Below are 23,257 nucleotides of genomic sequence, written 5' to 3' on the forward strand. Positions count from 1 at the left end.
TAACTCACTAATTCATTAAATCACTAATTTCTTAGTATTCCAATGGTACTATTGGTTCCTTTTTGCTGGTGCTCATGATCATCATAGTTTGGAAGGTTTTAACCACGGTGATGCGGCTAATCTTCTCCATTATCAATTGCTCGTACGATTTAATGTCGCGCACATAAACTTTCAGCAAAAAATCGCATTGGCCGGTTACGTGGTGGCACTCGGTTACCTCTTTAATGCTTTGTATCTCATCCAAAAAAGTTTGGATCGTATTTTTCTGATGAAAATCCAGCGAGATCTGTATAAAGGTTTTTATGCCTAAGCCGAGTTTTTCCTCGTCAACAAGGGCGTGGTAGCTTTTAATATACTCCGCGTTTTCCAGTTTTCGCACACGCTCTAAGGTTGGTGCGGGCGATAAGCCAATTTCATTTGAAAGCTGCAAGTTGGTGATGCGGCCGTTCTCTTGTAAAATCTTAAGTATCTGAAGGTCTATTTTGTCTAATTCTTGAGCCATGGTACGTGCAAATATAAAGCATTCTGTATCTCACAAAATATAATTTTTTTAAAAACTATTTCAACAAAACTTATTACTTTTTTATTTATATTTTTAGACAAGCCTAAAAAATTTATTAGATTTGTATAAATGCATACTTTAGCCGAAGAAAACTATTTAAAAGCCATTTATAAGCTATCGCTGATAGCCGAAAATGTAAGCACCAATCAAATTGCCGCGGAATTGGCCACCAAAGCATCGTCGGTTACAGACATGTTAAGGAAGCTTGCCGACAAGCTTTTGATAAATTATACCCGTTACCAGGGCGTAAGTTTAACGCAAACCGGCGAAAAAGTTGCAGTCAACATTATCCGCAGACACCGGCTTTGGGAATATTTTTTGGTAGAGAAGCTTCATTTTAAATGGGACGAGGTACACGAGATGGCCGAAGAGATGGAACACATCTCTTCGAACGAATTGATTGACCGCCTGGACGAATTTATGGGCTTCCCCACCCGCGACCCACATGGCGACCCTATCCCTGATTGCAATGGTAATTTTAAAACAAACGATCTAAAAGCAATTTCAGCAGTTGATGTTAATACATGCGGGATAATTTCGGGAGTTAGGGACCACTCTTCGTCATTTTTACAATATCTGGAGAAGCAAGGCCTCACCATAGGTAAAAAAATAACGATTAAAGAGATAATTACATACGACAATACAGTAGTACTGCAAATGAATAACAAAGATTTACAAATAAGCCGCGACGTGGCCAATAACCTGCTAATAGCCTTATGATACAACAGCATGACAACCACTCGTTAGGCAACGTACACAATAGCGTAATCACCGAAGGTAAAACAGGCTGGCGCAGATTACTGTCTTTTCTGGGGCCAGCATATCTGGTAAGCGTAGGCTATATGGACCCGGGTAACTGGGCAACAGACCTGGCCGCGGGTAGCCAGTTTGGATATAGGCTAATATGGGTATTACTGTTATCAAATATGATAGCACTGCTTTTGCAAAACCTGGCTGTAAGATTGGGGATAGTCCGCGGGCTTGATCTGGCACAGGCATCAAAACGTACTTATCCGCGCTTTATCAATTTCTGCCTTTATATATTGGCGCAAATAGCCATTATAGCCTGCGACCTGGCCGAAATTATTGGTATGGCCATAGGTTTAAACCTGCTGTTTGGCTTGCCGCTGATATGGGGCGTATCTATTACCCTATTTGATACTTTGCTGCTGCTTTTCTTATTAAACAAGGGCATGCGCAAACTGGAAGGGTTTATTATTTCCCTGATATTTATAGTTGGTTTGGCATTTTTGGCGCAGATGTTTATTGTACAACCAGATGCTATTGACATTGCCAAAGGCTTTATACCAACCAAATTAAATAACACATCCCTTTACCTTGCAATAGGTATTATTGGCGCAACCGTAATGCCGCATAACTTATATCTGCATTCGTCATTGGTGCAAACGCGTAAGATCGACAGGTCTGAAGCGGGTATAAAAAGCGCTATCAGGTATAACTTTTGGGACACTACCATCGCGCTTAACCTTGCCTTTTTTGTGAATGCCGCCATATTAATATTGGCTGCCAGCGCATTCTTCGGCCGTGGTTATCATGAGGTTGCCGAGATACAGGATGCACATAAATTATTGACCAATATATTTGGCAAGTTGGCACCTGCCCTGTTTGCTATAGCGCTTATCGCCGCCGGGCAAAGCTCAACAGTTACCGGTACCCTTGCGGGGCAAATAATTATGGAGGGCCACCTTAACCTGCGTATTGCCCCATGGCTGCGCCGTTTGCTAACGCGATTACTGGCTATTATACCTGCATTTTTCACCATCCTGTATTTTGGCGAAGAAGGTTTAGGCAAGCTGTTAATATTAAGCCAGGTGGTACTAAGCCTACAGTTGGGTTTTGCCATCATCCCGCTTATTCACTTTACATCAGATAAAAAACGAATGGGAAACTTTGCAACCAAGCTACCGCTCAGAATACTTGCCTGGGTATTTGCAACCTTAATAGTTGGGCTAAACGTAAGGCTGGTAATACAGGAAATTGAAACATGGGCTGCCACAAGCCCCGGGTCGGCAAACCTTGTTCATTACGTAATATCGCCCATTGCTGTGGCTGTAGGCTTATTGCTTGTTTATGTTTTTATAAGGCCCATCCTTTATAAGCATACCAGCCAGCAGATATTTGTACCACACGGCATTGCCGAAGTTTTAGATAACCTGGATGCGGTAAGCTATAATCAAATAGGCGTTACTATCGACTTTTCAAAGAACGACCAGGACACCATACGCCATGCTTTAATGCAAGGCGGTAAAAAAGCACATTATAACCTCATCCATGTGGTAGAAACCGCCGGTGCGCGCTACTATGGCAAACAGGTAATGGATAGTGAAACACAAAGCGATGTAGATAACCTTGATAAGTATATATCCACGCTGGTTAAATTAGGCTATAAGGCCGAGGCTAAAATTGGTTACGGTGGCCCGGCAACAGCTATAGCGCAAATTGTTAAAGACACTAAAATAGATTTTCTGGTGATGGGTTCGCATGGGCACAAGGCTTTAAAAGACCTGATATTTGGTACAACAGTTGATTCGGTCAGGCATAAGGTGAACGTACCGATACTGGTTGTAAAACCTCAAAAAAATTAATTGCATATTTGCACAGTAATGGAGCAGAACTTATATATCAAGAATAAAAAGGCATACTTTGAGTACCATATACTGGATAAATATACAGCCGGTATAAAACTATTGGGTACCGAAATTAAATCGATCCGCGAGGGTAAAGCCAACGTAAACGATGCCTTTTGTACTTTTATTGGCAATCAGCTTTATGTACGCAACCTGCATATATCTGAGTACTCGATGGGGTCGTTCTACAACCATGAGGCTAAACGCGACCGGATCCTGCTGCTCAACAAAAAAGAACTTAAAAAACTCCAAACCCGTGGCGAAGAAAAAGGCTTGACCATTGTCCCACTTGCCCTATTTATCAGCGAACGCGGTTTTGCCAAGCTCGAAATCGGCCTTGCCCAAGGTAAAAAGACCTTCGATAAACGCGAAACTATGAAAGAGCGCGATACCAAGATAGAAATGGACAGGGCGATGAAGAGATAAGTTGCAGTGGGCGGTTGGCAGTAGGCAGTTGAAAATAAAAGTGCAAACTGCTAACTCATAACTGCCAACTGAGCTACCATGCCCTATCACCTACCAGCGGTACAAACCTAAAGGTATCCAGTACATGCCTTTCATAATCGTTCTCGGCGGTTTTTAGCACGGTTACCATTTTTTGTGATTGCTCGTCACCTACCGGGATAACCAGGATACCCCCTATATTTAATTGTTTAAGCAATACCTGTGGTACAGTTGGCGCGCCTGCTGTTACTATAATTTTATCGTAGGGTGCATCTGTTGCTATACCTATTGAGCCATCGCCCAAAAAGAATTTTGGTTTATAGCCCATATAGGGTAATACCTGTATAGTGCGCTCGTATAGTTTCTCTTGTCGTTCAATGGTGAAAACTTTGGCGCCCAATTCCATTAGTATACAGGTTTGGTAACCGCAGCCTGTGCCTATTTCCAGCACTTTATCGCCTTTGCGGATATGTAATAGTTGGGTTTGGTAGGCTACCGTATAGGGCTGCGATATAGTTTGCCCTTCACCTATAGGGAAGGCGATATCTTTGTAGGCCTGGTTCCAGAAGGTTTCGTCGAAAAAATAATGACGGGGTACTTTACCAATGGCAGCTAATACCTGTTCATCTTCTATACCCTTCTTCCTTAATATCTCTACCAGCCTTTTACGAGCCCCTTGCTCGCGGTAATTATCAATAAACTTATACGCCATTACATAACAAAGTTATACAAAAAGCCGGCAAAATTGCCGGCTCTATATGTATTATGCTACCGCTTTGTAATAACACTTTGGTAGTTAACCTATAATGTTTTTAACATTCGTAAGGGCGTATATTACCACCAGCCATGAACATTGTAGGTAGTTATCCGGGGCTGGGCAGCATAGGCCACAGCTACATCGCGCGCAGCGCTAATAATACTGGCATCGTTCTTTTGTTCTTGCAATTTAAAGCTCCACTCGCGGTTATTCAGTTCTTTAACCCGTTTAGATACCTGTGCTACAAAGGTTTTTACATCTTTATAGCAGGTTGATTGAGGGTCTATCTGTGATAAAAGATCGCTTGCCGCGTTTGCACCGTTCAGGTTCTGGTTTGCAGCCCAAAGGTTTTTGGCTTGCGCAAGCTTCACCTGGCAATCTTTCTCAATTTGCTTTTTGTAGATTGGCGCTACCAACGCCATTGACCTATCATAACAGGTTTTGCAGGCTTGCGGTACCGATGTAAGGTTATAAATAGCCTCGTCCATCCTACCAGTGTTGGCCAATGTTTGGGCTTGTTTTATGATCACATCGCAATGGGTATTATAGTAGCTGATTATTTTGGTTTTACCTTTTTCTACAAATGCCTGCAGTTTGGGGTCGTTAAGGTTAATGTTTTTAAAAGCATTGATATATGCTTTTGTCTCGTTTTCGCCCACTCCTTTTATAGATACCGATGTGCTGGCGAATTTAGTGCCCTCGTAACCATCACCAATGTAAAGGTTTACGTCGAGCGTTAAAGCCGTCATTGGGGGTGCTGTAGATAACAGATCTTTTGTAAGTACCACAATATTAGCGGTGATAATAAAGCGCTGACCTTCGTCACCACCAAAACCATTTTGACTGATGATCTGGTTCAGTTTATTGCCAAGCATATTACGCGCGGCTACCGGCAGATCATCAGCCTGATCGGGAATGTAAGCGGCAAGAGTTACCCGACCGCTATTCCCCCCATTCGCCGACCTTATAATGGTTGTTTTTTGTGCATATCCTCCCATAAACAGGAAGAGTGACATGCAGGTTATCATTATTTTTTTCATGTTGATTGTCTCTTTTGATCTATTATTTTTCACCAAGTACTATAACTGCCTGGCCAAGGCCTTTCACTGTTAGTTTATTCGCGATTGAATAAGGTGGCGCAGTCAGTAATTTTTGCAGTCCGCGTGTAAACCCACGGGCGTCGGTAGCGTTACCGCTTGCATCGTAAAGCGGTATACGCACTTGCTCAAACAGCATCATGCTTTCGGTAGCATCGCTATTACTGAAACGGTTTTTTACGGTATTGGCACGCACCCAATCCTCAATAATAACATTCAGCTCTTTACCACCGTATTCGGTTTCCAGATCATTTTTCCATGAATCGAATTTTTTGATGCGGATGATGATCTCGCGGCCATTTGCAAACAGGTCGTCGAAATGCCTTTGCAGGCCAACATTAAAGTTGTCTATTTTATCGGCAACGGCTTCTTCTAACAAAACAGCGGTTTCTGCCGAGAAGGATGGATTACCCGTTCCGCCCGCTGTGGCTATTTCTTTATCAGTATAAGCATCAAGGCCCTGCAATGTAAAACGCACTGATTTTTTAGGGCCTGTTTTTAACACATCCCAGGTTAATTGTATAATAATATCGGCCTTAGCTACTTTTTTAAGCTTATCCATTGGGCTTTCGGATACACCGCTACCCGTTTTTGAGGTGAGGATAGCGTTCTCGGCACGTTCAGATTCTAACGTTTTGATAACCGATTCCATGTTCTTTAACGGGAAACCACGCTCGGCCATCATACCGTTTATCTTACTGATAACGGCCAACAGATCGTTATTTTCCTGGAAAGCCCTTTTGTAATCGGGGATCTTTACCTTGGTGCCCTGGTCATCATAAGTTTGCATGTAGCCATTTGTATTGCACCATACATCGCTTGGCACTACCATAAGCGTTGGCTTTTTAGCCTGCGAAAACCCTAAGGTTGCCGCGCCCAATATCAATAGCGATAACAGGGTTATTTTCATTATCTGTAGTTTCATTTATTAGGGTTGAAGGTTTATTGATTTGTTAAGATGCCGTCTGATATCATTTTCTGCTTCAGTGCTGGCCTGCTTATTTTTAGCACATAACCATTGCTTTGAGCCACATTTTTTACTTTTTGATTTTTTGCTTTCTGCCCAGGGCGCTCCTCTTTAAAAATCGCGAACGACCTGTAATCATTTGCAAAAAACCTGATGAAGTATGCTTCGTGGCTAGCATAGGCATTTGCCTCATTCAATATCGGTTTTACATCGCAATTGGGTTTCCCCTCGGTTAAGCCGCTAAATAAAAGATCGCGCAGCGCGATCTTTTTAGCATCTTCAATAGCATCCTCTTTATTACGCTTGCTTGAGTAAGCAATAACGGTTTGCGAGCCATCAAACTCAACACCCAGGCACTCTGTTTTATAAGTATAGCTGCTATTTAGTCTTTTTTGCTCGGTGCAGCCGCTAAATGCAAGCAGCCCGGCAAGGCTTAAGTACAATAAATTTTTCTTCATGATAATTGATCTTTAAAATCCTGCACTTAATGATTTAATAATACCAGCATCTTCCAGGTCCTTACGCAACAAGGCCACATTTACCGATACCAGCACACCAATTTTATATTGTTTGCCAACTTTCATACGGTCTTCGGCAGCCACGGCACCATCACTCGTAAGCGAAACAAACTTCATATACTTACCGCCATCAGCAAAAAACTCCTTGAACCATTGATCTTTTTCCTGCTCTAAATTTGAATTGGTAGTTAGCGGCGGTTTACCTAAAATACCCTGGTCGCCGGCAAAACCTTTGAATATTACGCCATGCACCGCGTTTTTCTTAGCTTGCTCAATAGCCACGTTCGGTTTTTTTGAGTACGACCATACTTTTAACAGATAAGTGCCCTGTACCCCGGTACCGGCCACTTCCAGTTCATATTTCCAAGCCTCGGTATCTTCGTTTGCTTTTTTATTTGTTTGCGCGTTAACTGCCGATGAAAAACCTGTTATCAGCAGCATTAACATTACCCAAATTGCAGTATGTTTTTTCATTATTTATATGGTTTTGTGTATTATTTTATCTGTCTTAAAAGCATACCCGCGTAAAATTTGCCACCGCCTTTAAAGTAGGTACGGTCAAGTATGGGTTCATCCTTTTTATCTTTGTCCTTATCTTTATTATCTTTTTCAGAAACCTCTTCGCCCGCGTTAAACCGGTTATCCCATATCTTTTTCTTGTCTACGGTTACAGTCCCTTTTTTCACATAAGTGGTAAGGCCTGTTTTAGGGTCTACGGTTTGCTCAAGCACTTCAAACTTTTCGCCACCTTCCAGGCCTTCTTTCATACCAATTTTCGCGGTAACGGGTTCGCCCGAGTATATAGGTGTTTTAGGTTTAAATACTTCGTACGCTTTTTGAAGCTTGGCAAAAACATGCTCTACGTTTCTTACAGTTGCCAGCTCTACTATCTGGTCTTCGGTACGGGTTTCTTTTAATGAGAAAGTTACCAGGCTGCTTGATTTTTCGCTGCCTATATATTCCATCTGGAACAAATCGGTTTTATCAAAAGCTTCTTTTTTCTTTTTATCGATTTTGCCTTTTTCCATCCACAGGTCATTGTAAAAAACGGCAGCGGTAGAGTCGTTCCATTTTAGGCGATACAGGTATGAGGTTGTCCATACAGAATAACCCTCTTTTGCTTTATTGTAAGCAATATCAAGTACTTTATAAGCAGCTGGTTGGAACAATGCAGGTAAGCTGTTGGCTTTTAGTTTAGCTATTTCCCTAATGGCCGCCGCTATTGGTTCATTACTTATAAACTTTAGTTTGGTTAAAACAACAAACGTATTCCCAATCAGTTCCTCGCCGGCGTCAGATAACGAAGCTGTACCCCTTGCGCTGCCTTTTGCAATATTTGCCTGCATTTCGGTAGCATTGTAAGAACCGCGTTCACCTATCAGTTTCATATCAAATGAACCATCGGGCTGCCGGTTAAACCATTTGGCAACTAACTGGTTAGCTATCTTTTTATCTTTTACAATTTTATCGGTTACAATAGGCATATCAGCTGCATCTTTATCTACAATGCCCGCTGTTGCGCCAGATAACATATTGGCTCCAAAGTTGGCCATACCGCTTTTTTTGGTGCCTGCAGTTACTTTTTCTACCTCGGTAAGTGCATACGACGATGCGTTCACGGCACTTACCGCAATTGAATGATTATTATATTTATCGGGGAACGGTGCCTCGTGGTATGCCTTTATAACGGTTTCTTTCCTTGGGAAATCTTCAGATTCCAGCAGGATAAGATGCAACGAACTTCTGCGGTATTTCAACTCCGGATGCTGATCTGCAGTTGCGGGGGCCTGGGCATTTGCCCCAAAGCCTAACCCTAAAAACAGGCTGAGTACAATCGTTAACTTGTTTGTTTGTTTCATGATGTGTTTAAGTGTGGTTGATTCTTATTGGCTTTTTTAACTATGCGTAATTATTGGCATATTGGATTATTACCAACTTTAAAAGTAGGCGCAATTTATTTTTATGACCTGAGTTATAATCCCATTTATTTAGGGTGTTTTCACCCATTATAATATTAAAAATACAGGCAATATTTGTCCATAATACTTTAATAAGTATTTCCTGATTGTATAATCAGTCGCAAATTTATTTCCTTAATAAAAGCCTGATATCACTTACGCGATTTTGTACAGCATACTGGTAAAGCACTGCAGGGGGGCTTAAAGCGGAGAGAATTTTCAACAGCAATAGTTTCATATTTAAGGGTTTAAGTGTGATAAATATAAACCCATTTGATATATACTGCAAGAAACCACCCTATTACTTAGCAAAATACCCAGTAGTAGGTATGCGAAAACAAGCATATTTTTTTGAAGTTATCACAGAAGATAATTTATAAACCTTTAATTATTGATAATAATTTCCTAAATAATATATTTCATATATACTATTTTGTAAAAAAAATATCCACTCAAAAATGACGGGAGAAAACTAAAGATCTTAATAAGGATCTACATCGGGCTGCACTATACTGCCTTTGCTTAGTTTGGTGGTTTGAAACTTCGTAATTACATCTCTTATTATGGCCTTCGCCTTAACAATTGAAATGGTGTCGCGTTCAAACTTAAGCATGATAGATTTGATGTAATAGTTGCGGATCCGATTAATAAGCGGTGCTTCGGGGCCTATAACACGATCGCCAAAATGCTTGCGGAGTTCGTTGGCCAGGTACTCGGCCTGGTTATAAAGTATCTCGGGGTTTTTATGCTTAACATCCATACTAATAATGCGGTAGTATGGCGGGTATTTAAAGCTTTTGCGCTCTTCCATTTCGGTAAAGTACAGGTCGCTGTAGTCGTTCTCTATTACCTGCTTTATTACCCTGTGGTTAGGGTCGTAAGTTTGGATCACCACTTTACCTTGTTTACCCCTGCGCCCTGCCCTGCCGCTTACCTGTGCCAGCATCTGATAGCTGCGCTCGTTAGCACGATAATCCGGATATTTTAAAAGGCTATCGGCATTAATGATACCAATAACGGTGACGTCTGCAAAATCAAGTCCTTTGGCTACCATTTGGGTACCTATCAATACATCTATCTTCTTTTCTTCCAGGTTATTCAGGATAGTCTGCAATGAATTACGGGACCGTGTGGTATCCAAGTCCATCCTTGCCAGGCGAACGTTCGGCATGAGTACAGACAGTTCATCTTCTACCTTCTCGGTACCAAAGCCCTTGTACTCTAAATGAGTAGAGCCGCATGCCGGGCAAATAGATGGTGTATCTTCCTTATACCCGCAATAGTGGCAATGCAACTTGTGGCTATGCTTGTGATAGGTTAAGCTTACATCACAGTTAATGCATTTTGGTGTGTAGGCGCATACTTTACACATTAATACGGGCGCGTATCCCCTGCGGTTTTGAAACAAGATAACCTGTTCTTTATTATCCAGCGCCAGCTGAATATCCTGCATCAGCACACTGCTAAAGTGCGACTGCATGGTTTTGCGCTTGGTTTCTTCAGATATGCTTACCACCTCTATCAGCGGCAATTGCACACCGCCGTAGCGTTCTGCTAATTCAACAAAACCGTATTTATGTACACGGGCATTATAATAGGTTTCGAATGATGGCGTAGCCGAACCTAATAACACCTTACTCTTATACATATTAGCCAGATAAATGGCTGCGTCGCGGGCGTTGTAGCGTGGCGCAGGGTCAAATTGCTTGTAAGATGTTTCGTGCTCCTCATCAACAATTATTAAACCCAGATCGCTGAATGGCAGGAACACTGACGAACGCGCCCCCAGTACTACCTTGTATTCATTATTCAGTACCTTTTGCCAAACTTCTACCCGTTCGTTATCATTAAAGCGGGAATGGTAAACACCAATAGTACCGCCAAAATATACACGTAAGCGTTCTATAATATGAGTGGTTAAAGCAATCTCGGGCAACAGGTAAAGTACTTGCCTGCCGGTGGCTATCATCTCCTCTATCAGTTTTATGTAGATTTGTGTTTTACCTGACGAGGTTACGCCATGCAGCAGCACTACATCTTTTTCTAAAAACTGTTCTTGCGTATATGCAAGTGCAATTTCCTGTGCAGGGCTCAGTATAAAATTGCTCAGCTGATCTTCATCATCCTCATATCCCAGGCGACTAACATTCTTTTCCTCAGCAATAAAAACTTCTTTTTCTATCAGCGATTTAATGCTGGAATCGCCCGAGCCGCTTTCTTCTATCAGTTCACTTTTTGAAACCGCTTTTTGCTGGCGCGATAGTTTAATGAAAGCCAAAACCGCATCGGCCTGTTTAGGCGCACGTTTCTCCAGGATCATGAAAAGCTCCTTAAGGCTTTCCTGATTATGATAAACCGGGTTTAGGGTTAAGAATGTCCGTTTGCGGGGCTTATACCGCTCGCTAACTTCCTCGGATATGGTAACAATATTCTTTTCGAACAGCGATTTCAATATTGGCATTACCGTTTTTTGGCCCAGTAGCTTTGCAATATCGCTAATTGTTAGCTCGGGCTGTATATCAAGCGCCTCGGTTATCAGGTATTCTTTATCGTTTAAGGCTGCTTTATCATACTCAAAATCCTTATTAAGCATCACCTTGGTTTCGCTGGCCAGCTTTAGGGCCGATGGTAGCGCGGCGTTCATTACTTCACCCTCGTTACACATATAATATTCGGCCAGCCATTGCCAAAACTGCAGCTGGCGTTGCGTTACAACGGGCTGTTCATCTAAAATATCTATGATGTATTTTGCCTCGTACTTTTCAGGCGCATGCTCCGTTATATTGGATACAACAGCTGTATAAAGTTTGCTTTTGCCAAACTGCACCACTACCCTTTTACCAATAACAATGGCATTATTTAGTTCGAACGGAACGCGGTAAGTATAGTTACGGCTTATAGCCAAGGGCAAAATCACCTCAACAAAGAGTGTTTTACGGGTAGCTTGTAAACCATCGGCAAATTCTAACATCAGTTTATTTGTTTCTGAAAGCAGCGAAAGCTAAAAATATCCATCCTATGATGAACAGCAAACCACCAATTGGTGTTATAGGGCCTAATACATCTAAACCCGGCATACCTATCAAATCGCGGCAAGCTAATAAATATAACGAGCCCGAAAACAACAGGATACCAAATGTAAACAGGTAATAAGTGCTTACTATCACTTTGTTTTTGAAGCGGGTAAAAGTTGATAAAAACAACAGGGCAAATACGTGGTAAAACTGATATTGTACGGCGGTTTGCCAAACTTCAAGCTGGCGTGCTGATAACGAGGCCTTTAAGGCGTGGGCACCAAAAGCACCGGCAATAACGGCCAATACACCCAGTAGCGATGCTGTAATTATTATTTGTTTGTTCATGCAGATATAAAAGGCTAAGTTAACCAAATGAAAGTATTACTTCATTGTGGTACAGTAAAATTCTAACTTGCACACGCAACCACAGAATGAAACGACTGATAGTTATTGCACTTATTTTAATTGCCGCAACGGCATATATAACCGTTAAGTATTTTAAAAACTTAAACACATCGGGTATGCATGCCGGCAATGTTATGCGCACTATTCCCGATAATGCCGCTATAGTATTTGAGTTTACCAACGAGAAAAGCTTTTACGACATTTACACAGGCAATACACTGCTAAACAATTTAATTGGCGAAGAAAAAATAAGCGACCTGGATACGGTACGTAATGTGCTGTTTGGTAATGCCGCGCTTAATACGCTCTTTAATGGCCGCAATGTATTTGTATCGGTACAACCATCACAAAGCAATAAGCTTGAGTTGCTGCTTACGGTATCGGCAGGTAAAGATATTGATCTTACAGAGTTTGATAAGCTGGCTAAGCAACAAAAAACCGGCATGCTGATAACACCACTAAAAATTGGTGATAAACATGGCTACAATATCTTCTTTAACTCGTTAAAAAAGCGCTTTTATATTATTAATATAGATGCCAATATATTTGCCGGTAGTTTCTCAAAAGAACTGATCACCCAAAATGCAAACTATAAGGCTGATAGGGAGAAACAGGCATTTATGCTTTTGCCCGATCAGCAAAACTCTAACTCGCTGGCCAATTTGTATATTAATTACGAGCACCTTGAGCCATTATTTGCCCAGCTTTTTAAAAACAGCAATACCGATATATTTAAGCCCTTTAGGCTGTTGCCCGCATTAGCCGCCCTAAACCTTAATTTTAAAAATGATGCTGTAATGTTTAGCGGTTATACCAATATTCAAACGCATAAACCGGGCACCTATTTAAACGTTTTTGCCAATCAGCAACCTGTTACCAACCAGTTAAAAGAATTATACCCTTCAACAACGGCATATGCTTTAAACCTGTCAGTATCAGACCCTATTAAGTTTTCTGCCGATCTATCAGATTTTCAAATTAAAGCTGGTTTACTATCCGAAAAAGATGCATTATTCGCCAAAATTAAAACCGAAACAGGAATCAATTTAAAGCAGGAGTTTGCACAGTTGCTGGGTAGCGAGTTTGCTGTGATAACTACCCGTTACCAGGAAAAAATAGCTGTAATCACCGTTAAAAACGGCTCTAAGCTGAGGCCATTTATGACTAATATAAGCGGAATGATAACCGATGATGTTGGTCAGTTTAATTATGCTAAACTGCCTTACTTTTTATTGGGCGATGCCTTTAACGCTTTTAGGAAACCATATTTCCGCATTATTGATAATTACCTGATACTGGCAAACAGTACAAAAGAACTGGATAGTTATAATGACACCTACTTTAACCGTAAATTTCTGAATAAAACAGAACAGTATGTAAAGTTTGATAATTTATTAGCCGAACGAAGCAATGTTGCCTTTTTTATCCACTTTAAAAACGCGCAGCAAATATTAAAGTATGGTTTAAAAGATGAATTTTATTTTGCCTATAAAAACAATTCATTATCCTGGAAGAACTTTTACGGCGCATCCTATCAGCTTGCCGCAACCGACAAGAATTTTTATACAAACTTTTGCCTGTTACAAAATATGCCCGATACTACTGTTAATAAAAACATTGATTAAAAACGTTAAATATGCAACCCAAAAGGCCTAAATACGTTAAAGGGTTTATATATTAGCTGGCGAGTTTTATAAGCTATTGATTAAGCAACCATAAAACAACAGGTATTGCGAACATGTATGAAGTATTTTTTATTGGCCATTTGTTTTTTATTTATTTCCGTTGAAACTTTTGGCCAGCAGTTTTCCCAGTATAATACAGGTACCTTATTCGATTCGTTTGAGAACCCGGCACAAGCTGTTTTTATCCCCGATACAAGCAACAAAATAGCCTTTAACTTCTTTATCCCCAACTTCAACAGTAATTTATATATTACCGGCAATGCACAGGCACCGCTTAAAAGCCGTGCTTTTAATGGTAAATATTTAAACACCGGCTTAACTATAGGCGAAAACAGATTTAGCAGAGCAAATGTGAATGCTAATATTTACTCGATAATGTTTAAGGTTTTCAGCAGTTTAGATGGCAACCAGGAGGTAGGTTTTTCTGTTCAAACACGCGCGGAAGGCCGGGGCCTTTTCACTGATGAAACTTTATTATTGCTTAATGGCAGTAGTGCCTTTGCCAATAATGATTATTCAAACATATTTAATAACAGCTATACTGCTCAAAGCTACCATCAAATAAGCGTGAGCTATCGCGAAAAAATTAGCAAAAAATTTGCTTTAGGTATTAAGCTAAGCGGATTATTGGGGATACAATATCAGCAATTAAGAATAGACCAGTCGCACATTACATTTGACCGGGCAAATGACGCCGCCGATATTACTTTACAAGGCAGGTACCGTATTAATTATACATCGGGCGATTTTAACAAACACGATCTGCTTCCTTCGTTCAAAAGCCCGGGGGCAGCAATAAGCATTGGTACTGCGTTACGTACGCGCGATAACTTCAATTTACAGTTAAATGTAAAAGACTTTGGTTTTATACACTGGAACAAACGATCAAGGGTTAGTGATTTTAACACAACACTTACCGCGCCAGATATAAGCACCGCCCGAAGAGAAGATAATTTGTATGCAACAGCTTTTAACATAATCCGTTCGGCCGATGAATTACATTCCTTTATCACTCCTACTAACGGCATAGTAGAACTAAGTGCCAACAAATTGTATTGGTTAAATTACGACAAGCAATTGAAATACTCGCCTACACTGATCCTTCAAAAGGAGTTATTTTATGATGGCTACACAGCAGCCCTTGTAAACCCTATACAATATAACAACCTGGTGGGCACATTAACTACATCATATAATAACTACGGGATATTCAACACAGGTTTACAATTCATGGTAAAATCGCCCAATGTTGAGTTCTATATTGGCAGCGACAGGATAATGCAATCAGCCAGCTTTTTGAGTGCCGTCCGTAAAAGCGATTCGCAAATAAACAAAAACGCATCATATTCAGGTGCCGATTTCTTTATAGGCTTTTCCCTAAAATTTGGACGATTGATTGAGCACCCACTAAATAGCAGTTACATGCCATTGGGTGATAGGCCGGGATTTATAACCCGTATGTGGAATGGTATATTTCACCCCGGGCGGGATAATGGTGATTAATTAGATCCCTGCTTTTTTACCGGCAATAAAATCTTTAAGGTAATAAGGCTCAAAATAAGCTACATCTACAAAATCGGCACGGTTAAATTTATCTGCAGCAATTTGGGTAAGGTGTGTTGCCGAGTTTGAAAAATTGGGCAGGAATTGAGCATTAGGGTTATCTCCTAAAGTATCTTTGCATTTATCTGCCCCATCACCAAAAAACAATACTTTATTTTCAGTAAGGATGCCGCTAAAGCTGTTTCCGTCTATAATTTCGGCAGCGGTAGGTTTTACTACCTCACCTGCGGCATTAAATACAGCTGTGTAAACCTCCATACGGCGGGCATCAATCATGGGGCACAGCAATACATCACTGTCAATAGCATTATCGTGCGTTACCCCTTTAGCCATAGCCGCTAATGTTTCTACCGATATAAGCGGCTTATCTAACGCGAAGCATAAACCCTTCGCTGTTGATACACCAATACGTAACCCGGTATAGGAGCCCGGCCCGCAGCTTACCGCAACTGCATCTAAACCGGCGTAGGTATTATTGGTTTGTGCCATTAAACCATCAATATAAACAGTAATAACTTCGGCATGGATATTACGGGCATTTATCTCTTTAAAAGCCAATACTTGCCCATCTCGTGCCAATGCAACCGAGCATGATGTTGTTGCTGTTTCTATTTGTAGTATTAAACTCATTTAATTCAAAATTAAAGTCAAAATTCAAAAAAACATTAAGCCAGGTTTTGACTTTTTACTTTTGAATTTTGACTTACAAATCAAGGTACCGGGTCATGCCCGTGGCCGCCCCATGGGTTACAGCGGGCAATACGTTTTATAGTTAGCCATCCGCCTTTAAACGCGCCATGTTTCTTAATAGCTTCAACCCCGTATTGCGAACATGTGGGTGTATAGCGGCATGATGCCCCTGTTAAAGGCGAAATAAAGTACTGGTATATCTTTATCAGCAGCAAAAAAATTGCTCCTATTATGCTTTTAAATATATCCCACAAAAATTTCATTTAATAGCCTCCACCGCAAGCTGTGTTAAAAGCTTAAGCATCTTTTTTTCAAAAAACTCATAGGGGGATATTTCTTTGCCAATGTAACTTATTGATAATATCAGCTTTTTGCCACTACTATTTAATACATCGTACAATTGCGCTTGTTTATTAAGCCGGTAGGCTTCGCGCATGCGGCGTTTAACCAGGTTACGGTCTACCGCACGTTTATAACGCTTCTTGGCAACAGAAAAAACTATTTGCACAGGGAATTGCTGCTCACCATCGGTAAGCATCCACGAAGCCTTAAAGGGGTAACATAAAAAAGAAGAACCGTTATGAAAAAGCCCGTCAATAAGCTTTTTGTTACATAACCGTTCTTCTTTTTTAAAAGTATACATAGTTGTTGATGCTGAACCGAAATAATGTTTACACAAGCGGTTCGACCCCTTTTACAAGGGGTTAACAACCAGAATTATGCTTTGTGGCTGCGTTCGTCAGAAACAGATAATTTTCTTCTGCCTTTTGCTCTTCTTGCTGCAAGTATCCTTCTGCCATTAGCAGTTGACATACGCTCACGGAAACCGTGTTTATTTCTTCTTTTCCTTTGTGAGGGCTGAAACGTTCTTTTCATGATATATTTTTATTCTTTATGCTATTCGTCGTTTAAAAAAACAAGAGCGCAAATGTAGCCTTTTTTTTAGTTTTTTCAAATACAAATGTGGTTATTTGATAATCCATATTTATCAACATATTAACATATATATTTTAGCTATGAAATTTACCGCCTTATTACTCCTGTTATTATCGCCTTTTGTTGCCCTGTGCCAGGAACCAATGGCACAACATTATAAAATATATAATACTGCTAAACAGCGCATAGCAACGGCCGATGATATTATAAACGACCTTAATAAAGTCGATGTACTATTCTTTGGCGAGGAGCATAACGACTCTACCGGCCATTATCTGGAGAGCCTGCTATTTAAAAAACTGGCGGATAAATATCCCGGCAAAGCCGCATTATCGTTGGAAATGTTTCAAACAGATTGCCAAACCGTGCTAAACGAATACCTGGCAGGCTTTATACGCGAGAAGAATTTAATTACCGAAGGCCGTGCATGGCAAAATTATAAAGACTACCGCCCAATGGTAGAGCTGGCCAAAACCGCGCATATCCCGGTTGTTGCGGCCAACGCCCCTACCCGTTATACCAACATGGTTACCCGCATGGGTTTAAGCAGCCTGGGTCAACTGGATGCGAAAGCAAAGGCATGGTTAGCCCCCTTACCTATTGATACCGCTACAGGGCCTTATTATGAAAAATTTGTAACTGTTATGGGTGGGCACAGCGCTATGGGCACTATGAAGATCTATCAGTCGCAAAACCTGTGGGATGCTACTATGGGCTGGAACATAGCACAGTTCTTACAGGCACATGAAGGTTATAAGGTATTCCAGGTAAATGGTGGCTTTCATAGTGAAGAGAAACTGGGCACTGCAGCACAGTTAAAGAAGTATATACCTAAAGTGCGTGTGATGAATATTGCCGTATATGCTGATGAAAGTTTCGATAACCCCGACTGGGCTAAGTTTGCTAAAATGGGCGATTATGTAATATTAACAGACCCGAAGTTACCGAAGACGTTTTAGTGATTTAGTGACAAATAGGCTTTTATAGCACGTTGTTTGGCTATTCAAATATTATTAAGTCTGCCAGATGCTTTGGCGCTACTTCGCAATAGGCTGTTTTTAGTATTTCGGTAAGCATATCCTCGCGCACGGTAAGCAGGTTAATATGCGTCCAGCCCTGCTTGCCCCATTTATTGGGTACGGGGTAAATAACCGTGTTATCAAAAGCAGAAAATATATCCTGATCCGTAACCGACAGCCTCACAGTTGCTCTGTTGTGCTCGGGTACCGCGGTTGCAAATATTTTATTATTCACCCGGAAAGATGTTTTCTCAAAATGCGGGGCTTCGGTAGCTTCGGGCAATGAGAGTGCCATGCGACGTAGTTTTTCCGGATCAACCATAAATTCTTTCCTTACCTAATCTATTGTTTAAGCTTTCTTATCAGCTAAAATATCACGTATTTGAGTAAGCAGCACTTCTTCTTTTGTTGGTTCTGGTGCAACTTCGGGTGCAGCTTCTACCGGCTTTCTCATAGAATTAATACCCTTAACCACCATAAAAATGCAAAAAGCCACAATCAAGAATTCAATAACCGTATTAATGAAATTACCAACATTCATGGTTACATCAGGAATTTTGTTGATGGGGTCGCCGTGTTTGAGGAAGATCTTAATGTTTTTAAAATCTATGCCACCGGTAAGGTAACCTATTGGGGGCATAATTACATCATTTACCAACGAGGTTACAATTTTACCAAAAGCAGCACCAATAATAACACCAACTGCAAGGTCAACAACGTTGCCTCGCATAGCAAACTCCTTAAATTCTTTTACAATAGCCATTGTTTGTGTTTTTTGTGTAATTAAAGTTAGCAATAAATCTATTGCACGTGCAAACAAAACCCGAGCAAAAGCATTTTAAAGCCTAAATAAACCACTTGTAAGTAATTTTTAAACTTTAAGGTAATTGGTGTATTTTTGACCTCGTCTACTATTATGCTTAAACAGAACCTTCAACAAAAACTTTTACAAAAACTCTCCCCGCAGCAAATACAATTTATAAAATTGCTGCAGGTACCTACTGTGTCTCTTGATACCCGCATTAAAGAGGAATTAGAAGAAAACCCCGCGCTTGAAGATCTGAGCTTAACAAACCTGAACGAACCCGAGGAACAATACCCCGACCGCGACCCCGATGAAGACACTTACAATAGTGAAGATGAAAAGGGAGAAATGGATGAGTTTAATATTGACGATTACCTGCAAGACGATAATGTGAACGATTATGGCACTCGTTATGACCAAAATGGCGATGATGAAGACGAGCGTAAAGAGATACCTATTGCCGTACAAAGCTCGTTTTTTGAAAGCTTACAGGCACAGCTCGACCTATTGCCCCTATCTGATAAAGACTTTAGTATAGGCAAGCAAATAATAGGCAGCCTTGACGATGATGGTTACCTGCGCAGGCCCATTATGTCGCTTACTGATGACCTGGCCTTTTCGCAGAACGTGATGGCCGACGATGAAGAGGTGGAGGACATGCTAAAGGTGATACAAAGCTTTGACCCCCCGGGTGTTGGCGCGCGTAGCCTGCAGGAATGTTTACTGATTCAATTACGGCGTAAGGACCCTAACGATCTTATTATAAGGAAAGCCATACTAGTGGTAGAAAATTACCTGGAAGAGTTTACCCGCAAGCATTACGATAAGCTGGAGAAATCATTAAACATGAATTCTATTGAGCTGCGTGGTGTGGTGAACGAGATATTGAAGCTTAACCCAAAACCAGGCGATAGCAATGAGGTAAGCACCAAGCAAATGCAGGTAATACCCGATTTTCATATCAAGAATAATGATGGGGCATTGATACTTACACTTAACTCTAAAAACGCACCCGAATTAAAGGTAAGCCGCTCGTACCAGGAAATGTTTCAGCACTATGATAAGGCATCGCAAAAAGATAAAAAGCTTAAAGAAGCTGTACAGTTTGTAAAACAAAAGCTTGATTCGGCCAAGTGGTTTATTGATGCGATAAAGCAGCGCCAGCAAACCCTGCTGAAAACCATGAACGCCATAATGCAGTACCAGTACGATTTCTTCTTAACGGGTGATGATAAAAACCTGAAGCCTATGATATTAAAGGATATTGCCGACCGTATTGGTATGGATATATCTACCGTATCGCGTGTGGCCAATTCTAAATATGTACAAACAGAATTTGGCACCTTTCTATTGAAATCATTCTTCAGCGAGGCTATACAAACCGAAAGTGGCGAGGAAGTTTCAAACAAAGAGGTTAAGAAGATATTGGAAGAGCATATAGGCACAGAAGATAAACGCCACCCACTGGCAGATGAAAAGCTGACCGATATATTAAAAGAAGCCGGCTACAACATTGCCCGCCGTACCGTTGCCAAATACCGCGAACAAATGAATATCCCGGTAGCAAGGTTAAGGAAAGAGTTGTAGAAAGTTTGCAGTAAATAGTTTGCAGTTTGCAAATAAGTAAGACTGCTTACTGCTAACTCACAACTGCCAACTCATTTACCACCCATGCTGCGGGCTGGATAGCTTATAGCGATTGTTAAGCATTATACCTAAAACAATTTCGTGCGAGCCATTACTTACACTACGCAGGGCAGATGTGGTTACATCGTACGAATAACTTACGTTAATAAGCGAACTTAAGTTAAACCCTGCTAATACACCAAACGAATCATCCCTACGGTACGATCCACCAAACCAAAACTTATCCCGAAAGGAAAGTTTCATATTTATATCAAATGTTGTCGGCGTAGGTTCAATAAACTTTAACAGTGCCGAAGGCAGCAACGTTACATCGTCGCTCAGGTAAAGCTTATAACCGGCGGTAACAAAATAGTGTGGCACAGTCTTGCTCAGGTTTGCGTTATTAGCCGTTGTTATGTATTGGTTTTGAGGCATTATTTGCTGTGCCGATACACCAAAATAATAATTCGCAGAATATGCCCAAACCCCTATTCCGGCATCGGGTTTCCATTGGTTATTCTGAATATCTCTTAATGCCGGGTCGTCCGGGTTTTCTAATGTAATAAGCGATGTATTTAAATGCAGGTGGTTAAACCCAAAAGATGCCCCAACCGAAAGGTTTAACTGATCGGTAAGCCCCAGGTGATAGGCATAAGTTGCAGCCATGTTGGTTTGATCTATAGGGCCGGTCTTATCAGTAACCAGCATAAAACCTATACCATGGTGTGGTTCGGCCGCGCGGTAATCCCGGGAATACATTCTGCTATACGGGTTTTCTCCGCCCGATGCCGGGAACCCTGTTGCATCCCCTTGGGTAAAATTAGTGCCAAGCGGCGCGTTTATGCTAAAATAAGCAGTAACGGGCGCCCCATCAAGTCCCGTCCATTGGCTGCGATACCCTAACTTTATATCGGTATAGTTTTCTATACCAGCAACAGCCGGGTTTAATAAAAAATTATTAAAAATATATTGCGTGTACTGTGGCCGTTGCTGTGCATAAGTACAAAGCATAATAACAGAAAGTACAGCAGTTAAAAGTAAAGTTCTCTTCAACATTATTTAATTATGGTAACATTCCCGGAAATTAGCTTACGTCCGTTTTTAGGGTTTATAATATAGTAATACGTCCCTGTGGGAAGTATGGCGCCTTTATATCTTCCATCCCATGGGGTTGCATAACCAATAGACGAATATACCTTTTCTCCCTGTCTATTGTATATATCAACAGTATTTCCCGGATAAGTTTCTAAATATTTAATATTCCAGGTATCATTTACCCCATCCCCATTAGGTGTAAAAGCATTTACAACTAATGGTTTTTTAAGCACTGTAACAACTATTTCATCTGTTGCTATACAACCTGCATCTGTTGTAACCGTAATTTTATAAGTAATGTTTTCGATAGCCGAAGACACCGGGTTTAACACATTTTTATTGTCGAGCCCCCTGGCCGGCGCCCACTCATATGTTAAACCCGGCCCGCTTGCGGTGGCGGGTAGTACCACACTTTCTCCTTCAAGTAGTATCAAATCGTTACCGGCATTTACAATGGGTAAAGTGTTTACTGTAATAATTTGTTTAACAGTTGTATCGCAGCCATTTTGGGGAATAAAATGATAAGCTATGGTAAACGCACCCGGCCCCGAAATAGCAGGATCAAATAAACCCTTTGAACTAATACCCACACCACTAAATGTACCGCTTTCTATAAATCCGTTATTATCTGCAATAAGTTGAACAGCACCGTCTGTTTGACACATAGGGCTAACCGGCCTTATAGAAACCACGGGGCTTGGCTTAACGGTAATAATATGGTCAATGCCATTATCACACAAAGCATCTTCACCTGTATATACTATCATTTTTACTGTAAAATTTGTAGGCGTGGTTAACGGCCCATATAAGTGATGATAATTTCCATCGGCAGGAATTTCATTTTTATTGAAAGTCTCAAAAATTTCGGGATGATTAACAAAATCATACCAGATTTTTATCATAGATACACTACCGGGGTCCGCCTCCGATTCATCATGAATAATTACCTCATTGGCACTACATAAATTCGGTCCATAAGTAAATTCAGCTTTTGCACGATCAGCAATACTAAAATCAAAGTCAATATCCCTGCTTGTTCCGCAATCTTCATCTGGGGCAATAACAGTAGCTGTATAATTATAACTTCCTTTTGGGTATTGAACATTACCCGGGTATTCGTACCGGTAAAGCGTTTTGCCATCCTTTTGAAACGGTGTCCCTGTAGGGTTCGGGATTTGCAGTATTGGGATATTATTAAAACTCCATTCTATTCGAGTGGTTGGGTAAGGCAAAACCAACTGTAGTTTATAAATTTCATTGGTACAGCCGTTTAGCTGTGTAGTGTTGGTTTGCGGGTTTTCAAAAGCAATATATTCGTTCAGGTTTCTAAGATTGGCGCCGGCCGAGTAACCGTACGATTCATTTTGACCAAAACCATAGGCTATCGCGTTAAAGCCACCATCGGCACTAATAAAATGTGTACCCGCGCTTACAGGTATTTGTGCGTAAGAATAAGCCTGGTTAT

24 protein-coding genes are annotated in these 23,257 nt (G+C 40.9%); 7 read left to right on the plus strand and 17 right to left on the minus strand.

Annotation, left to right across the window (positions count from 1 at the left end; all coding sequences use genetic code 11):
• Positions 1-31: 31 nt before the first annotated feature.
• The gene (locus JWQ85_RS10735) at positions 32-502 is read right to left on the minus strand and encodes an Lrp/AsnC family transcriptional regulator (protein WP_256539667.1); all 471 of its coding nucleotides are present in this window, start codon (positions 500-502) and stop codon (positions 32-34) included.
• A gap of 129 nt (positions 503-631) precedes the next feature.
• Between JWQ85_RS10735 and JWQ85_RS10740 the strand changes: the two genes are divergently transcribed.
• From JWQ85_RS10740 to smpB, 3 genes are read left to right on the plus strand one after another with little or no spacing between them, the layout of a single operon-like run.
• Complete coding sequence (locus JWQ85_RS10740; RefSeq protein ID WP_299467745.1) at positions 632-1,282, plus strand: metal-dependent transcriptional regulator; 651 nt, start codon at positions 632-634, stop codon at positions 1,280-1,282.
• Positions 1,279-3,168: an Nramp family divalent metal transporter gene (locus tag JWQ85_RS10745; RefSeq protein WP_299467747.1), complete on the plus strand. Its 1,890-nt coding sequence runs from the start codon at positions 1,279-1,281 to the stop codon at positions 3,166-3,168. Before JWQ85_RS10740 ends, JWQ85_RS10745 begins: the two co-directional genes overlap by 4 nt.
• A gap of 18 nt (positions 3,169-3,186) precedes the next feature.
• Positions 3,187-3,636, plus strand: coding sequence for an SsrA-binding protein SmpB (gene smpB, locus JWQ85_RS10750; protein WP_299467749.1), 450 nt, complete (start codon positions 3,187-3,189; stop codon positions 3,634-3,636).
• Between the two features lie 73 nt (positions 3,637-3,709).
• Here the strand turns inward: smpB and JWQ85_RS10755 are convergent, their stop codons facing one another.
• The 8 genes from JWQ85_RS10755 to JWQ85_RS10790 all read right to left on the minus strand — a co-directional run bounded on the left by JWQ85_RS10755 (position 3,710) and on the right by JWQ85_RS10790 (position 12,313).
• Entirely contained in the window at positions 3,710-4,366 is a 657-nt protein-coding gene (locus JWQ85_RS10755; protein WP_299467751.1) for a protein-L-isoaspartate(D-aspartate) O-methyltransferase, read from the minus strand.
• Positions 4,367-4,488: 122 nt separating this feature from the next.
• Entirely contained in the window at positions 4,489-5,451 is a 963-nt protein-coding gene (locus tag JWQ85_RS10760) for a hypothetical protein (protein WP_299467753.1), read from the minus strand.
• A 22-nt stretch (positions 5,452-5,473) separates the two neighbouring features.
• Positions 5,474-6,433 (minus strand): DUF6175 family protein, encoded by a 960-nt coding sequence (locus JWQ85_RS10765; protein WP_299467755.1) that lies wholly within the window; start codon positions 6,431-6,433, stop codon positions 5,474-5,476.
• A gap of 17 nt (positions 6,434-6,450) precedes the next feature.
• Positions 6,451-6,933 (minus strand): hypothetical protein, encoded by a 483-nt coding sequence (locus JWQ85_RS10770; protein WP_299467757.1) that lies wholly within the window; start codon positions 6,931-6,933, stop codon positions 6,451-6,453.
• A gap of 12 nt (positions 6,934-6,945) precedes the next feature.
• A complete protein-coding gene (locus JWQ85_RS10775; RefSeq protein WP_299467759.1) occupies positions 6,946-7,467 on the minus strand; it encodes a hypothetical protein in 522 nt (173 codons plus the stop codon).
• A gap of 20 nt (positions 7,468-7,487) precedes the next feature.
• On the minus strand, positions 7,488-8,852 hold the full coding sequence (locus JWQ85_RS10780) for a hypothetical protein (RefSeq protein WP_299467761.1): 1,365 nt from the start codon (positions 8,850-8,852) through the stop codon (positions 7,488-7,490).
• A gap of 580 nt (positions 8,853-9,432) precedes the next feature.
• On the minus strand, positions 9,433-11,922 hold the full coding sequence (priA, locus tag JWQ85_RS10785) for a primosomal protein N' (RefSeq protein ID WP_299467763.1): 2,490 nt from the start codon (positions 11,920-11,922) through the stop codon (positions 9,433-9,435).
• A 4-nt stretch (positions 11,923-11,926) separates the two neighbouring features.
• Positions 11,927-12,313, minus strand: a complete 387-nt coding sequence (locus JWQ85_RS10790; RefSeq protein ID WP_299467765.1) for a DUF423 domain-containing protein — start codon at positions 12,311-12,313, stop codon at positions 11,927-11,929.
• Between the two features lie 86 nt (positions 12,314-12,399).
• Here JWQ85_RS10790 and JWQ85_RS10795 point away from each other — a divergent pair, with 86 nt between their 5' ends.
• Entirely contained in the window at positions 12,400-13,998 is a 1,599-nt protein-coding gene (locus tag JWQ85_RS10795) for a hypothetical protein (RefSeq protein ID WP_299467767.1), read from the plus strand.
• Positions 13,999-14,115: 117 nt separating this feature from the next.
• Positions 14,116-15,561 carry a DUF5723 family protein gene (locus JWQ85_RS10800; RefSeq protein ID WP_299467769.1) on the plus strand — a complete coding sequence of 482 codons (1,446 nt, stop codon included), beginning with the start codon at positions 14,116-14,118 and terminating at the stop codon, positions 15,559-15,561.
• On the opposite strand, the gene tsaB is transcribed toward JWQ85_RS10800, so the two are convergent.
• From tsaB to rpmH, 4 genes are all read right to left on the minus strand, one after another.
• Complete coding sequence (gene tsaB, locus JWQ85_RS10805) at positions 15,562-16,251, minus strand: tRNA (adenosine(37)-N6)-threonylcarbamoyltransferase complex dimerization subunit type 1 TsaB (RefSeq protein ID WP_299467771.1); 690 nt, start codon at positions 16,249-16,251, stop codon at positions 15,562-15,564.
• Between the two features lie 80 nt (positions 16,252-16,331).
• Positions 16,332-16,574 carry a membrane protein insertion efficiency factor YidD gene (gene yidD / locus JWQ85_RS10810; RefSeq protein ID WP_299467773.1) on the minus strand — a complete coding sequence of 81 codons (243 nt, stop codon included), beginning with the start codon at positions 16,572-16,574 and terminating at the stop codon, positions 16,332-16,334.
• Entirely contained in the window at positions 16,571-16,954 is a 384-nt protein-coding gene (locus JWQ85_RS10815; protein WP_299467775.1) for a ribonuclease P protein component, read from the minus strand. Before JWQ85_RS10815 ends, yidD begins: the two co-directional genes overlap by 4 nt.
• Positions 16,955-17,028: 74 nt before the next feature.
• Positions 17,029-17,187 carry a 50S ribosomal protein L34 gene (rpmH, locus tag JWQ85_RS10820; RefSeq protein WP_299467777.1) on the minus strand — a complete coding sequence of 53 codons (159 nt, stop codon included), beginning with the start codon at positions 17,185-17,187 and terminating at the stop codon, positions 17,029-17,031.
• Between the two features lie 140 nt (positions 17,188-17,327).
• Between rpmH and JWQ85_RS10825 the strand changes: the two genes are divergently transcribed.
• Entirely contained in the window at positions 17,328-18,206 is an 879-nt protein-coding gene (locus JWQ85_RS10825; protein ID WP_299467778.1) for a ChaN family lipoprotein, read from the plus strand.
• 40 nt (positions 18,207-18,246) lie between these two features.
• On the opposite strand, the gene JWQ85_RS10830 is transcribed toward JWQ85_RS10825, so the two are convergent.
• Both JWQ85_RS10830 and mscL read right to left on the minus strand, forming a co-directional pair.
• A complete protein-coding gene (locus JWQ85_RS10830) occupies positions 18,247-18,561 on the minus strand; it encodes an MmcQ/YjbR family DNA-binding protein (RefSeq protein WP_299467779.1) in 315 nt (104 codons plus the stop codon).
• 54 nt (positions 18,562-18,615) lie between these two features.
• Positions 18,616-19,029, minus strand: coding sequence for a large-conductance mechanosensitive channel protein MscL (gene mscL / locus JWQ85_RS10835; RefSeq protein ID WP_299467780.1), 414 nt, complete (start codon positions 19,027-19,029; stop codon positions 18,616-18,618).
• A 153-nt stretch (positions 19,030-19,182) separates the two neighbouring features.
• On the opposite strand from mscL, the gene rpoN reads away from it, so the two are divergent.
• Positions 19,183-20,658 carry an RNA polymerase factor sigma-54 gene (gene rpoN / locus JWQ85_RS10840; RefSeq protein WP_299467781.1) on the plus strand — a complete coding sequence of 492 codons (1,476 nt, stop codon included), beginning with the start codon at positions 19,183-19,185 and terminating at the stop codon, positions 20,656-20,658.
• 75 nt (positions 20,659-20,733) lie between these two features.
• On the opposite strand, the gene JWQ85_RS10845 is transcribed toward rpoN, so the two are convergent.
• Positions 20,734-21,753 carry a type IX secretion system membrane protein PorP/SprF gene (locus tag JWQ85_RS10845; protein WP_299467782.1) on the minus strand — a complete coding sequence of 340 codons (1,020 nt, stop codon included), beginning with the start codon at positions 21,751-21,753 and terminating at the stop codon, positions 20,734-20,736.
• Positions 21,753-23,257: gliding motility-associated C-terminal domain-containing protein (locus JWQ85_RS10850; RefSeq protein WP_299467783.1), on the minus strand; the 1,505-nt coding region annotated here is incomplete at its 5' end. The genes JWQ85_RS10850 and JWQ85_RS10845, both read right to left, overlap by 1 nt.

The sequence above is a fragment of the Mucilaginibacter sp. genome, assembly GCF_028288105.1.
In the GTDB taxonomy this organism is placed as follows: Bacteria; Bacteroidota; Bacteroidia; order Sphingobacteriales; family Sphingobacteriaceae; genus Mucilaginibacter.